Annotated in this window: 13 protein-coding genes and 3 tRNA genes; 9 read left to right on the top strand and 7 right to left on the bottom strand. The window is 52.2% G+C overall.

Annotated elements, in window-relative coordinates; all coding sequences use genetic code 11:
- The first annotated feature begins 73 nt into the window (after window positions 1-73).
- Window positions 74-1,312 carry an MFS transporter gene (locus tag ABSH60_RS05390; protein WP_390973022.1) on the top strand — a complete coding sequence of 413 codons (1,239 nt, stop codon included), beginning with the start codon at window positions 74-76 and terminating at the stop codon, window positions 1,310-1,312.
- A gap of 671 nt (window positions 1,313-1,983) precedes the next feature.
- Here ABSH60_RS05390 and syd read toward each other — a convergent pair.
- The gene (gene syd / locus ABSH60_RS05395) at window positions 1,984-2,535 is read right to left on the bottom strand and encodes a SecY-interacting protein (RefSeq protein WP_056781767.1); all 552 of its coding nucleotides are present in this window, start codon (window positions 2,533-2,535) and stop codon (window positions 1,984-1,986) included.
- 79 nt (window positions 2,536-2,614) lie between these two features.
- On the opposite strand from syd, the gene queF reads away from it, so the two are divergent.
- The 3 genes from queF to xni all read left to right on the top strand — a co-directional run bounded on the left by queF (window position 2,615) and on the right by xni (window position 5,931).
- On the top strand, window positions 2,615-3,460 hold the full coding sequence (queF, locus tag ABSH60_RS05400; RefSeq protein ID WP_390973024.1) for an NADPH-dependent 7-cyano-7-deazaguanine reductase QueF: 846 nt from the start codon (window positions 2,615-2,617) through the stop codon (window positions 3,458-3,460).
- A 243-nt stretch (window positions 3,461-3,703) separates the two neighbouring features.
- Window positions 3,704-5,068, top strand: coding sequence for a nucleotide 5'-monophosphate nucleosidase PpnN (ppnN, locus tag ABSH60_RS05405; RefSeq protein ID WP_122096996.1), 1,365 nt, complete (start codon window positions 3,704-3,706; stop codon window positions 5,066-5,068).
- Between the two features lie 110 nt (window positions 5,069-5,178).
- Window positions 5,179-5,931 (top strand): flap endonuclease Xni, encoded by a 753-nt coding sequence (gene xni / locus ABSH60_RS05410; protein WP_390973026.1) that lies wholly within the window; start codon window positions 5,179-5,181, stop codon window positions 5,929-5,931.
- A gap of 73 nt (window positions 5,932-6,004) precedes the next feature.
- Here xni and rlmM read toward each other — a convergent pair whose 3' ends face one another.
- From rlmM to ABSH60_RS05430, 4 genes are all read right to left on the bottom strand, one after another.
- Window positions 6,005-7,111, bottom strand: coding sequence for a 23S rRNA (cytidine(2498)-2'-O)-methyltransferase RlmM (gene rlmM / locus ABSH60_RS05415; protein WP_056781775.1), 1,107 nt, complete (start codon window positions 7,109-7,111; stop codon window positions 6,005-6,007).
- Complete coding sequence (locus ABSH60_RS05420) at window positions 7,104-7,499, bottom strand: DUF423 domain-containing protein (protein WP_056781778.1); 396 nt, start codon at window positions 7,497-7,499, stop codon at window positions 7,104-7,106. Before ABSH60_RS05420 ends, rlmM begins: the two co-directional genes overlap by 8 nt.
- A gap of 94 nt (window positions 7,500-7,593) precedes the next feature.
- Window positions 7,594-8,514, bottom strand: coding sequence for a transcriptional regulator GcvA (locus ABSH60_RS05425; RefSeq protein WP_056781779.1), 921 nt, complete (start codon window positions 8,512-8,514; stop codon window positions 7,594-7,596).
- 449 nt (window positions 8,515-8,963) lie between these two features.
- Window positions 8,964-9,185: a YgdI/YgdR family lipoprotein gene (locus ABSH60_RS05430; protein ID WP_056781782.1), complete on the bottom strand. Its 222-nt coding sequence runs from the start codon at window positions 9,183-9,185 to the stop codon at window positions 8,964-8,966.
- Window positions 9,186-9,374: 189 nt separating this feature from the next.
- Here ABSH60_RS05430 and csdA point away from each other — a divergent pair, with 189 nt between their 5' ends.
- Complete coding sequence (gene csdA / locus ABSH60_RS05435; protein WP_390973029.1) at window positions 9,375-10,580, top strand: cysteine desulfurase CsdA; 1,206 nt, start codon at window positions 9,375-9,377, stop codon at window positions 10,578-10,580.
- A 36-nt stretch (window positions 10,581-10,616) separates the two neighbouring features.
- Window positions 10,617-11,051: a cysteine desulfurase sulfur acceptor subunit CsdE gene (gene csdE, locus ABSH60_RS05440; RefSeq protein WP_056781786.1), complete on the top strand. Its 435-nt coding sequence runs from the start codon at window positions 10,617-10,619 to the stop codon at window positions 11,049-11,051.
- Here csdE and tcdA read toward each other — a convergent pair.
- On the bottom strand, window positions 11,039-11,854 hold the full coding sequence (tcdA, locus tag ABSH60_RS05445) for a tRNA cyclic N6-threonylcarbamoyladenosine(37) synthase TcdA (RefSeq protein ID WP_390973031.1): 816 nt from the start codon (window positions 11,852-11,854) through the stop codon (window positions 11,039-11,041). The genes csdE and tcdA overlap by 13 nt on opposite strands.
- Before the next feature lie 30 nt (window positions 11,855-11,884).
- On the bottom strand, window positions 11,885-12,997 hold the full coding sequence (mltA, locus tag ABSH60_RS05450) for a murein transglycosylase A (RefSeq protein WP_056781790.1): 1,113 nt from the start codon (window positions 12,995-12,997) through the stop codon (window positions 11,885-11,887).
- A gap of 222 nt (window positions 12,998-13,219) precedes the next feature.
- On the opposite strand from mltA, the gene ABSH60_RS05455 reads away from it, so the two are divergent.
- The 3 genes from ABSH60_RS05455 to ABSH60_RS05465 all read left to right on the top strand — a co-directional run bounded on the left by ABSH60_RS05455 (window position 13,220) and on the right by ABSH60_RS05465 (window position 13,594).
- A tRNA-Met gene (locus tag ABSH60_RS05455) sits at window positions 13,220-13,296 on the top strand.
- A 71-nt stretch (window positions 13,297-13,367) separates the two neighbouring features.
- Window positions 13,368-13,444, top strand: a tRNA-Met gene (locus tag ABSH60_RS05460).
- A gap of 73 nt (window positions 13,445-13,517) precedes the next feature.
- Window positions 13,518-13,594, top strand: a tRNA-Met gene (locus tag ABSH60_RS05465).
- Window positions 13,595-13,683 lie beyond the last annotated feature (89 nt).

Raw genomic sequence — 13,683 nt, forward strand, 5'->3', positions numbered from 1 at the left:
CGTTTTTCGTGGTAGCGAAAGATGCCCGATACGGGCAAACTACCGCCACTTTTTTCTCTCAAGATGTGTATCCATGTCTGCTCAACACACTCAAAAAACACACGCAACACCCGCAAAAGCCATGCTGGCCTCGGTAACAGGCTACGCCATGGACGGCTTTGATCTGCTCATCCTCGGCTTCATGCTCCCGGCAATTTCCAGCGAATTTGGCCTGACGGCCTCCCAAAGCGGTTCACTGGTGACCTGGACGCTGATTGGCGCCGTGCTCGGTGGCGTAATTTTCGGGCCGATCAGCGATCGTTTTGGCCGCATACGCGTCCTGACCTTTACGATACTGATGTTCTCAGTATTTACCGGTTTATGCGCCTTCGCACAGGGTTACTGGGATTTACTGATTTATCGCACATTGGCCGGTATCGGACTTGGCGGTGAGTTTGGAATTGGCATGGCGCTGATTGCCGAAGCTTGGCCGGCAGAAAAACGTAACCGGGCATCGGCCTACGTCGGTATGGGCTGGCAGCTCGGTGTACTGCTCGCGGCATTCCTCACTCCGCTGCTGCTCGGCATCATTGGCTGGCGCGGAATGTTTCTGGTCGGCCTGCTGCCAGCGTTGGCCTCCTTCCTTATCCGCCGCACCATGGGCGAACCTGAAGCCTTTGTCAAAAGTGCGTCAACTGATAACGACGGTTCATTGTTCAGCCGCATCAAATTGCTGTTTCGCGATAAAGCCACGACCAAAGCCAGCATCGGTATTTTCATTCTGTGCTCGGTGCAAAATTTTGGTTATTACGGCCTGATGATCTGGATGCCGAGTTATCTGTCCAAAAACTTTGGCTTCTCGCTGACTAAATCCGGTTTGTGGACGGCGGTAACCATTATCGGCATGACCTTCGGCATCTGGCTGTTTGGCGTATTGTCTGACCGCTTCCCGCGCTGGAAAATTTTCCTGATATATCAGGTGGGTGCCGTAATCATGGTCGTCTGTTACGCGCAGTTATCCGATCCAACACTGATGTTGTTTGCAGGCGCGCTTATGGGCATGTTCGTCAATGGCATGATTGGGGGGTACGGCGGATTAATTTCAGACCTCTATCCGGTTCGCGTCAGGGCGACGGCACAAAATCTGTTGTTCAACATGGGGCGCGGCGTGGGAGGTTTTGGTCCGCTGGTGATCGGTATGCTGGTCGCGCAAGTGTCCTTCACAGCCGCCATTACGTTACTGGCGGCTATCTACCTGCTGGATATCTTCGCAACGCTGTTCCTGCTGCCGAAAAAGCAGGGTCAGGATGATGTTCTGGGCGCGATTGGCTAGCCTTTGTCGCTAAGAGGCGCGCCGTGAACTTCGGGGCGCCGTTCAGTGTTTAGAAAAATCTCAGGGTTCAGACAAAAAGTTGGGGGCACTGTTTACACAGTGCCCCCGGTTCGTTTTATAGCAATCCAGCTACCTAAGTGCTCCCTGCTCAATCCCTGAAAACTTTTCCTGCGGTTATCCTAACCGGCTGTCCTTTGCATCGTCCAACTTTCATCCTGACGGTTTATCCTAAGTCATCCCGACTTGCATCCTGGTCATCTGTGACCCGCTCAGCTTCCTTTGTGAGCTCTCTTCTCCGTCCTGGAGGTGTCCCTGGTTTCTTCCTGAAACATCCTGGCATAATCCGATGCCGTCCTGACTCTTCCTGAGCCGTCCCCTGCTTTATGAATCAGCCATCATCCTGATGTTCCGATTCATGCTTCCTTTCTGCCCGACTAGAATCGTTGATTTTGCCCTCTCAGGCAATAAGGGCTGTAAGCCAAAAGAGAAACGGGTAAGCCATCTCACAGGCCTGAAAACACTTAAGTCATTCATTAAAAAGAAATTTAACAAGAATAACGGCGAGAGGATAAGTCAAATTAGCGAGATCTCTTACAGTCTTTGTGAGAGATCTCTCACACGCATGTGAGCCATTTAAGCTCTGCGGGAAAATGTTTTTCTGAATAACGGCATCAGGCGGGATAAACAGGGGTCAGCATTGTAAGGAATTCAGATAGCGATGGCGAGAGTATCGTTCTTTTTTTGCTGCCGAACTGCTCCAGAATAACATTCCCCGTCACATTACACAGCGATACGAGATCCAACTCAGAATCGGTCGTCGCCAGAAACACGCTCGGCGTCAGCTTAAGGCGCTTTTGCGTCACCAGATGGCCTATCAGATTTTCCTGCAAACGGGTGAAATCCTCCGGGCTCCAGACCTGTAACAGCGTCAGCGTATTACCCTGCCATTGCGCTGTCATATCACCAGCAAACTGCGTGGTATAAAACACGTGCGCTTCATGGCGTAGCTGTAACTCCATCGCCCGTTCAACGTTTTGCAACGTGTCATCAGGGCTGAAAATCTGAGTCAGCCAAAACACCTTGTCTTCATCGGTTTTCACGATACAAGGTGATTCCACACCCAATAATGCTTCACTTGATGGCGGCATCCCGGTTTCCCGCTGCCAGAGATCGACATAACGCTGAGTAAATTCACGCAATGCTACAGAAACTTCAGACTCCATAATTCTCTCATCTTCAGGTAAGGCTGGGTTAAACTAGTCACTATTCCCTATTGTACCGATCTCTTAGCAAGGTGACAGCATGTCCTCTTATCAGGATAACCCCGCACTGGCGCAACTGACGCTGGGCAAAAGCACGGCTTACGTCGATCACTACGACGCCTCCTTATTACAAGCCGTTCCCCGCAGTATGAACCGTGAACCCCTGGGTTTATTTCCGGATAATCTGCCTTTTCATGGCGCAGATATCTGGACGCTGTATGAACTGTCCTGGCTCAATGCAAAAGGATTACCTCAGGTCGCTGTGGGTGAAATCAGCCTGAAGGCCGACAGTCAAAATCTGATCGAATCCAAAAGCTTTAAACTTTACCTCAACAGCTTCAACCAGACCGTATTCCCGGACTGGCAGACAGTACAGGAAACGTTAACACATGATTTAAGCGCCTGCGCTGAAGGTGAGGTGACGGTAAGCGTCAGTCGCTTGTCAGAAATAGAAGGGTCGCCCGTCGGGCATTTCGCAGGCGATTGCATCGACGATCAGGATATTGAAATCGACAGCTACGAATTCAATGCCGGCTATCTTGCAGATGCTGCGGGCGAAGAGTTCGTCGAAGAGTCACTGGTCAGCCACCTGCTCAAATCAAACTGTCTGATCACCCATCAGCCCGACTGGGGTTCAGTGCAGATCCAATACCGTGGCCCGAAAATCGACCGCGAAGCCCTGCTGCGCTACCTGGTGTCATTCCGTCATCACAACGAATTTCACGAACAATGCGTGGAGCGAATTTTTAACGACATTCTGCATTTTTGTCAGCCAGAGAAGCTCGCGGTGTATGCCCGTTACACCCGCCGCGGTGGTCTGGACATCAATCCATGGCGATCTAACTTCCCGTTTGAACCGGTAACAGCAAGACTCGTCAGGCAATAATGCGAGGCATTGCTCAAGATTTGCGCTAACGCTCTGTGAGTATTGGTAAAAGCCTGGTGACAAGGTTACTGTTAAATCAGAAAGAGATTACGGGGCAAAACAGTACCGGTAATCCTTTCTGCTAACAGACAATTGTTTTTGTTTGCTCACGCTTTGCGACGCAAAAAACATGATCCGAAAAATCATGCATCGCGCCCGGCAGGCAGAAAGAATCACTGCACCCTTAGGTGTCAAGGAGCAACTTTGATTACTCACATCAGCCCGCTGGGCTCAATGGATTTGTTGTCGCAGTTGGAAGTCGACATGCTCAAGCGCACGGCGAGCAGCGACTTATATCGTCTTTTCAGAAATTGCTCACTGGCCGTACTCAACAGCGGCAGCCAGACCGACAGCAGCAAAGAACTCCTCGAACGTTACGAAAGTTTTGATATCAATGTGCTGCGCAGAGAGCGCGGCGTAAAACTTGAGCTGGTAAACCCGCCGGAAGATGCCTTTGTCGATGGCCGGATTATCCGCTCATTACAGGCCAACCTGTTCGCTGTTTTACGTGACATTCTGTTTGTGAATGCGCAAATCTCTAATAATCCGCGCTTTGAGAACTTCAACGACAACGATTCCGCACACCTGACCAATATGGTGTTCTCCATCTTACGTAATGCCCGCGCACTCCATCTGGATGAAGATCCGAACATGGTAGTGTGCTGGGGCGGGCACTCAATCAATGAGATTGAATACCAGTACGCCCGCAACGTCGGCAGCCAGCTTGGTTTACGTGAACTGAACATCTGCACCGGCTGCGGTCCGGGGGCAATGGAAGCGCCGATGAAAGGTGCGGCCGTCGGCCACGCGCAGCAACGTTACAAAGCCGGTCGTTTTATCGGAATGACCGAACCGTCGATCATTGCCGCAGAACCGCCTAATCCCCTGGTCAATGAACTGATCATCATGCCGGATATCGAAAAACGGCTGGAAGCTTTCGTGCGTATTGCCCACGGTATTATCATTTTCCCTGGCGGCGTCGGCACGGCGGAAGAACTGCTCTATTTACTGGGCATATTGATGGATCCGCAAAACAGCGATCAGGTGTTACCGCTGATTCTGACCGGCCCGAAAGAGAGTGCAGACTACTTCCACGTACTGGATGCGTTCATCAAAGAAACGCTGGGCGAAGAAGCATCTAAGTTCTATACCATCATTGTTGACGATCCGACCGAAGTGGCACGCCAGATGAAACGGGCTATGCCGCTGGTCAAGGAAAACCGTCGTAACAGCGGTGATGCTTACAGCTTTAACTGGTCGATTCGTATTGCACCCGACTTACAGCATCCGTTCGAACCAAGCCATGAAAATATGGCTAACCTGAATCTTTATCCAAACCAACCCCCACAGGAGCTGGCTGCTGCACTGCGCCGCGCCTTCTCCGGGATTGTGGCCGGTAACGTCAAAGAGTTTGGCATCCACGCCATTGAACAGTACGGACGCTTTAAGCTGCACGGTGATCCGGCACTGATGAAGAAAATGGACAGTTTGTTGCAAGGTTTTGTCGCTCAGCACCGCATGAAATTACCGGGCAGCGCGTACATTCCGTGCTACGAGATTTGTGCATAGAAATGGATACCCAAACACCTTCGGATGCCCGGCACATGTCCCGGTAAGTTTGAAGAATAAGGGTTTTTCAGGGCGACGCGATGTCGCCCTGATTATTATGGAGTTTGTCGATGGCAATACATCTGCTGATTATTGATGCCCTGAATCTTATCCGTCGCATTCATGCGGTTCAGGGTTCGCCCTGCCTGATTACCTGTCAGAATGCGATCGCGCAGCTGATTCAGCATACCCGGCCGACGCACGCGGTAGCCGTTTTCGATGAAGACGATCGCGCTGACAGCTGGCGCCATCAGTGTCTGCCAGATTACAAAGCAGGACGCTCACCGATGCCGGACAATTTGTTTGCAGAAATGCCCAGTCTGAAGGCCGGTTTTGAAGCTCACGGGATCGCCTGCTGGCATTCAGCCGGCAACGAAGCTGACGATCTCGCGGCGACGCTGACGGAAAAAGTCGCCTCCGGCGGTCATCAGGTCACCATCGTCTCAACGGATAAAGGGTATTGCCAGTTGCTGGCCGCTAACGTTCAGATCCGCGATTATTTCCAAAAACGCTGGCTTGATTTGCCGTTCGTGCAGGAAACATTCGGCGTATTACCGCACCAGCTTACAGACTACTGGGGGCTGGCGGGGATCAGCAGCAGTAAAATCCCTGGCGTACCCGGTATTGGTCCAAAAACGGCCGTGACTCTGCTGGCTCAGGCCGGTTCACTGGACGCGCTGTATGACAATCTGAGTGCGGTGCCGGAAAAGTGGCAGTCAAAATTGCGGGAGCATCGGGATCTGGCATACGCCTGCAAACGGGTGTCTGCGCTGCAAACTGATATCGCTCTCGACGGGAATTTACAGCAGTTGCGCTTGCCGTAAGTCTGCCAAAGAAAAAAGGCGCTTCCCGAAGAAAGCGCCTTTTCGCATCATATCAAACGCCATTCAGCGTAAATCAACGATCGCGTTCATCACGACGGCCACCGATGGCTGACCAGAAGCGACGAATATGCACCGTTACCTCTTCCCGGTCATGGTAGAGCTGTTTGGCGAAGATCTCCGCATTAATGCCATTTTCTTTCAGACGTTCATCAATTCGCGCGAGGATGTTAGACACTTCTTCGTAACGCTTTTTCATCGGCAATTTCAGGTTGAAAATCGTCTCGCGGCACCAGCCGTTAACCAGCCAGTCGCACATCAGCGCAGCCACTTTCGCCGGTTTTTCTACCATGTCACACACCAGCCAGTAGTTTTTGGTACTGGTGGACTTGTAGCGGAAGCCATCTTCACGCAAGTGAATAACCTGACCGGTTTCCATCAGGCTTGGCGCCATCGGGCCGTTATCAATGGCGGTAACCATCATGCTGCGTTGTACCAGCTGATAGGTCCAGCCGCCCGGGCAGGCACCCAAATCTACCGCATACATCCCGCTCGCCAGACGCTCTTCCCATTCATCAGCAGGAATGAACACATGGAATGCTTCTTCCAGCTTCAGCGTGGAACGGCTTGGTGCTTCTGACGGAAACTTAAGACGCGGGATCCCCATGTAATACGGGGAATTGTTATTACTGTAGGAATAGCCAACGTAGCAGCAACCTGATGCAATGAAGAAGACGTGCACGACAGGACGCAGCGGATTTTCACGTTTTCCCAGCACGCGGCGTTCGCGCATCGCGGTACGTAATGGCACTGTCAGTTTGCGACAGAACTTGGTGAGTTCTTTACTTTCATTGGTATCCGGCACTTCTACACGCAGTTCACCACCGTTGGTCACCACGTTTTGTACCATGCCCACGATCGGCGAAACGCGATCTTCCGGCGGCAGATCTTTCAGCAACTCGCCGACGACGATCAGCTGACGAGCAAAGATCAGTTCGCGGAATGGCAGCTCTTTCGCCAGACGATCAGCATCATCAGGCTGATAGCATTCAAACAACACATACCCGCTGTTTTCTTTTACGCGGGCAAAACCGAAGATTTCCATCTTCGCAGCTTTGTCTGTGATTTCTGCTGCGCATTCTTTTTCAAAACCCTGACGGCAGTAGAGGGCAACTTTATTCATGGCGTTCGGCCTTTTTCTTCAGACGCAATGCGCCTATCAACATCAAAATCCAACCGACCAGAAACAAGGTACCGCCAATCGGAGTCACAAAAGCAAATAAACGGAGGTGCGACAGCGCCAGACAGTAAAGGCTGCCACTGAATAACACGGTTCCCAGCGCCAGGAAGGCACTGCTCCAGTAGAACCACACATTACGCTGACGCTGCATGGCAACGCCTAAAATCATCACCGCCAGCGTGTGAATACTTTGGTAGGTCAGCCCGGTGTGGATCCAGGCCATTTCGGCCTCTCCCAGCGACTGGCTCAGCACGTGCGCGCCAAAAGCACCAAACGCCACGTAGATAAAACCGCTTATCGCGGCAAAAATCAGCATTGAACGACTGGTCATTATACGTTACCCGTTATCGTTTTTTAATGATGAAAACGTCTACTCATCCGTCTCATCAGTACGTTCATGGTCATCGGTTTCTGTATTTCAGGTTTCAGGCCTGATCAAACCGAAAGCGCAGTTTTTCCTGCTCACTGGCGGCACGCGCGAGGATCCACTGACGAAAGGCGGCTATTTTACCCAGTTCTGCCTGACTGTCATGACAAACCAGATAAAAAGCGTTTTTACTGACTAAAACTTCATTAAAAGGACACACCAGACGGCCAGCTTCAATCTCGGTTTGCGCCATCACGTTATTCACCAGTGCAATCCCCTGCCCGTGAACCGCGGCCTGAACAACCATCGCACTGTGGCTGAAAATCGGCCCCTGCTGAACATTCACCTGCTGCAGGCCAAGCTGCTTGGTGTAGGCCAGCCAGTCACGGCGCGAGGCATCATGCAGCAGCGTGTGGTGACCGAGATCTGCCGGTTCTTTCAGCAAATTATCGCCCATCAATAAGGAAGGAGAACAAACGGGAATTAAATACTCGGCGTATAAACGCTCTGCACGCAGCCCCGGCCAGTTACCTCGGCCATGGAAAATCGCCACGTCCACATCATCGGACAATTTGTCCTCTTCGCGGTCTACGGCCTGAATGCGTACATCGATACCCGGATAAGCTGAGTTAAAGCCAGACAATCTTGGCACCAGCCATTGAATCGCAAAGCTTGGCGGCAAACTGACGGTCAGTGCGCCTTTTGCACTGCGGGCCTGAAGTTTGCGTGTCGCTTCGTTAAGAGACGAGAATATCTCTTTAATATCGAGGTAATAGCTCTGCCCTTCTTCGGTCAGTAACAAAGAGCGATTTCGGCGACGAAACAGTTTTAGCCCCAAAAAGTCCTCAAGTGACTTGATCTGGTGGCTAACAGCAGCCTGTGTGACAAACAATTCCTCCGCCGCTTTAGTAAAACTAAGGTGACGCGCTGCGGCGTCAAACACGCGCAGTGAATTCAGAGGGGGTAAACGTTTTGACATAAATAAGAGACTTCTTATGTGGCGGTCAGCGGAACCCCTGTCAGGGGGTTCAGATATTAGTTTTTTTAATCCGAGACATTATAATTTGTCCGTTGAGGATGTACAGGCAAAAACCTATAGTGGCGCCACTTCCTGAGCCGGAACGAAAAGTAGATTGGTATGAGGATGCTGAAATACTTTTGGCTTGTGGTTGTGATGTTGTGTTTGCAATTGTCCGGCAATCCGGACACGTAGCTTGAATGCTACAAACTTTTCACTTCCTGTACATTACCCTGTCTGTCCAAAGTGATTTTTTAGCACCGCATTTTGCGGTGCTTTTTTTTGCCCGAATTTTGGGATGCCTGCCAATGAGCGCCCTTCATATGTGACAAAACCGGCTACGTCGCATACGTATCCGGTTTTGTCGTGAGGCGCAGTGAGGTTACCCGAAGGTGGTGTCACGCAAGGGATTATTTCCCTTCGGCCATTTCTTTCACTTCAGATTTATTGATCTGCTGCTTGTTGCCATACGCATCGGTATAACTGATCATACCGGTATCACTGTCAGTGCTTGGTTTGCCTTCAGCAACGATTGTACGGCCATCGTTGGTGTGCATCACGTAGTTGCTTGAACAGGCGGCAAGTGTTGTGGTCAGCAGTGCGGCTGAAATTACGGCGACGATCTTTTTCATTGTAGACTCCTTGCAGATTAAAATGCTTTCAATTCCCGGGAAGCCCCCAGGCTAATTTGTCTAGTGTTCGTAATTCAGCATAACAAACCTCTGATATATTTCCAGGTAACCATTCCTAAAATGAATAGGTGGTTTGCATTAGCTCAAAGTTTGTACTCTTTACCCTGAAGCCGAAGGATATAACCTCGCATGACCGACTTTAACGCCGCTGATTTCCGGCGACACTTCCCCGCCCTGTCGCAGGGGCAGTGCTACCTCGACAGTGCAGCCACGGCGCTCAAACCGCAGGCCGTGATTGACGCCACTGTGAATTTTTATTCACAGGAGGGCGCGACAGTCCACCGCAGTCAGCACCGTGCGGCACAAACGCTGACAGATGCCTACGAACAGGCACGCGTACAGGTGGCTGACTGGATCCATGCGCCGCGCGCAGAGAACATTGTCTGGACACGCGGCACCACCGAGTCAGTCAATCTTGTCGCGCAAAGTTATCTGCGCCCGCGGTTGCAGGCCGGAGATGAGATTATTGTCAGTCAGGCCGAGCATCACGCGAATCTGATCCCCTGGCTGATGCTGGCAGAACAGTGTCAGGCGCGGGTTATCACGTTGCCGGTAGACGAGCGCGGTATGGCAGATATCAGCCAGCTTCCCGCCCTGCTGAATACCCGCACGCGTCTGCTGGCGATCACACAAATGTCGAACGTCACCGGCGGTATGCCCGATCTTTCACTCGCCATTAAACTGGCACACGCCAACGGCACGCCGGTTCTGGTGGATGGCGCACAGGGCGTTGTACATTGCCCGCCGGACGTACAGCAACTTGATATCGACTTCTATGCTTTTTCCGGCCACAAGCTGTATGGCCCGACGGGGATTGGCGTGTTGTACGGTAAAACAGAATTGCTCGACAGCATGGCGCCCTGGCACGGCGGCGGAAAAATGCTGACCCACGCGACAATGACCGGCTTTACGCCGCAGACGGTGCCCCATCGCTTTGAAGCAGGTACCCCCAACATTGCCGGCGTGATCGGCATGGCCGCTGCGCTGACCTGGCTGAAAACCCGAGATGTGCAGGCTGGCGAGAAACATGCGCAAAACCTGGCGGCAATGGCGGAGAAACAGTTGTCACAGATTGAAGGTTTTCGCAGTTTCCGCACACAGGACGCTTCGCTGCTTGCATTTGATATTGCCGGCGTGCATCACAGCGACCTGGTCACCTTACTCGCGGAGCAAGGCATTGCGCTGCGCGCCGGGCAACACTGCGCGCAGCCACTGATGGACGCTCTGGGCGTAAAAGGAACCCTGCGCGCCTCATTCGCGCCCTATAATAATGAAGAAGATGTCGCACGCCTGGTCGGGGCGGTAAAATATGCGATGAGCCTGCTGGCTGATTAATCACATTTCTGAGACATACGCTTTTTAAGGATCACAATGCTCGCGCCACACCCTTTTGGACAGGAAATTACCGAAGCTTCGCTGACAGAAAAATTTGCTTCATTTCGTCAGTGGGAGGACCGCTATCGCCAGTTAATTCTGCTGGCGAAATCTCTGCCACCGCTGGAGGCATCATTGAAGGTACCGGAGAATGAGCTGTCGGGATGTGAAAATAGGGTCTGGCTGGGAGCGGAAAAATCAGAAAATGGAACAATGCATTTTTACGGGGACAGCGAGGGACGGATCGTCAAAGGTTTGCTGGCAGTGCTGCTGACCGCTGTAGAAGGCAAAACGCCAGACGAGATCCTGAGTCGGGATCCGCTGGCGTTATTCGATGTGCTGGGCCTGAGGGAGCAACTGAGCACCAGCCGCTCCAGCGGGCTGAATGCGCTGGCTGAAGGTGTTTTACATCTCGCCCGTCAGGCAGCCTGAGCCTGACGCTGCTGTTTTGCCATCATCTTCTTAAGAACATGAGAAACCGCGACAAAACCAAACGTGGCGGTGACCATCGTCGCCGCACCAAAACCTGAAGCGCAGTCCATACGTTTCGGGCCTTCTGCCGTCGCGCGCGATGCGCAGACTGAACCATCCGCCTGCGGGTACATCAGCGGTTCGCTGGAAAATACACAGTCAATCCCAAGCTTACCTTTACTGTTCTTCACCACGTTGAAATCGTTTTTCAGTCGCTCACGCAGTTTGGCTGCCAGCGGATCCTGTATGGTTTTCGCCAGATCCACGACGGCGATCTGCGTCGGATCGATTTGTCCGCCCGCCCCGCCGGTGGTCACGACCGGGATCTTAAAACGACGACAGTATGCCAGCAGCGCGGCTTTTGGCCGCACGCTGTCAATGGCATCAATCACGTAGCTAAATCCCATGTTGAGCATTTCAGCAACATTGTCCGGCGTAATAAAATCATCGATACAGGTCACTTTGCATTCCGGATTTATCGCCAGAATGCGCTGGGCCATTACTTCGGTTTTCGCCTGCCCGACATTTTCCCGCAGAGCGTGGATCTGCCTGTTGGTATTGGTCACGCACACATCATCCATATCAATGAGCGTAATGGCGCCAATTCCCGTACGGGCCAACGCTTCGGCAGCCCAGGAACCCACTCCGCCGATACCAATCACGCAGACATGTGCCTGCGAGAATAACGCCAGTGCCTGCTGACCATAAAGACGTGCAGTGCCGCCAAAGCGTTGCTGGTAGGCGTCGGAATATGTTGCTGTCATGACCTTCTGAACCTCAATACGTGTCGAAACTTAATTTGGCTGAGCATAGGCTGTGAACAGCGGTTTGCCATTTTGCGCTGATTTTAACACCCAGACGCGGCCATAGTGGTTATAAAATCCTGCTGAGTGTCCGGCATCGGTACCAATCCCCTGATACATATCGAAATGTTGCCCTTTAATGGCACCGCCGACGTCCAGCGCAACCATCAGACGCATATGGTATTTACCGGTAAACTTACCTTTATCATTCAGCTCCGGCACCTCCGCCAGCAGCGTGGTTCCTGCCGGGATCAGCGAGCGGTCAGACGCCACGGATGCTTTGGCAATCAGCGGCACACCGCTTGCGCCACGAACAGGGGCAAAAGGTTCAGGTTTAAAGAACACAAATGAGGGATTCTGCTCCAGCAACTCACGGACTTCAGCGGCACTGTGCGTATCCGCCCACTGGCGGATCGCCTGCATCGACATATTCTCACGCGCGACTTCGCCACGATCAATCAGCACCTTACCGATACTGCGATAAGCGTGACCATTTTTCCCGGCATAACCAAAGAACATGTACGGACGCCCGTCGCCGTAATCCACATAGCCGCTGCCCTGCACTTCCATCATGAAGTTATCCATCAGGGAGTTAGTCCAGGCCACTACGTAATTTTCACTCAGTGCACCTGAGTAAATCGAGGCGCGATCAGGCAGACGTCCACGTTTAGGCGGCATACGGTACAACGGATACTGGAATTCACCCTGACGCGTGTAACGCGCCTGTACCACCGGCGTATAATAGCCGGTCAGTTGCACGTTACCGAAGTTATCAGCCCCTTCCATCTGATAAGCGCTGATGCCGTACTGGCTCAGGTTACGGGTATCAGCACCTGAACGCAGCCATTGCTGGACGGCCTGGAAAGTGGGGTTATTTCTGCCATATAAGGAAGAAGAGGCAATTTGTACCGCGGCGACCTGATTGGAGTAATCCAGGGCATTGACGGGTTTGCCTGTCGCATTCGGCTCATTGACGTATTCAAGCGCGTTATCCAGCCGCCCGTCTTTATACTGCTGACCCCGGTCGGTCGGGCGCGAGGAACAACCTGCAAGCACCGCAACAACCAAACCACCCAGCAGAAATTTACTCCAACGTCCTTTCATTATTGCCGCGCTCTCTTACTTTCATGGGAATTGACTGGCGAAACGATAACAAACGGCCTATCAGAAAGGAATTGCAATAGCCGAAAAAAGTGCCCTCGGCCAAATTGGGAAGCAATAGAGGAATTTATGCCTAAAAAGTCAGCAACCAGGTGGTTTATTTGAATAAATCCAAATAAAGGGTTGCGCGAAATCTCATGGGGAGTATAGTTCGCCTCCATCGGACGCGGGGTGGAGCAGCCTGGTAGCTCGTCGGGCTCATAACCCGAAGGTCGTCGGTTCAAATCCGGCCCCCGCAACCAATTCGATTCGCAGGCAATAAAATGCCCGATTGAATTGAACGATGAAGTAAAGAAGTAAGAAGTGCTACGGACGCGGGGTGGAGCAGCCTGGTAGCTCGTCGGGCTCATAACCCGAAGGTCGTCGGTTCAAATCCGGCCCCCGCAACCAATTCGAGACTTATGCTTATTACGCTGAGTTCGAATAATGTGAAGAAGTAAATGCAGTATTAAGTAGTGACGGACGCGGGGTGGAGCAGCCTGGTAGCTCGTCGGGCTCATAACCCGAAGGTCGTCGGTTCAAATCCGGCCCCCGCAACCAACTACTAAAACAATCAGTCAGACGTAAACATCAGGCACCTTAACGGGTGTTTTTTTGTATCTGAAGATTGAGTTAACAGCGCACCAGCC

It is taken from the genome of Rahnella sp. R3(2024) (genome assembly GCF_042920125.1).
GTDB lineage: Bacteria > Pseudomonadota > Gammaproteobacteria > Enterobacterales > Enterobacteriaceae > Rahnella > Rahnella rivi.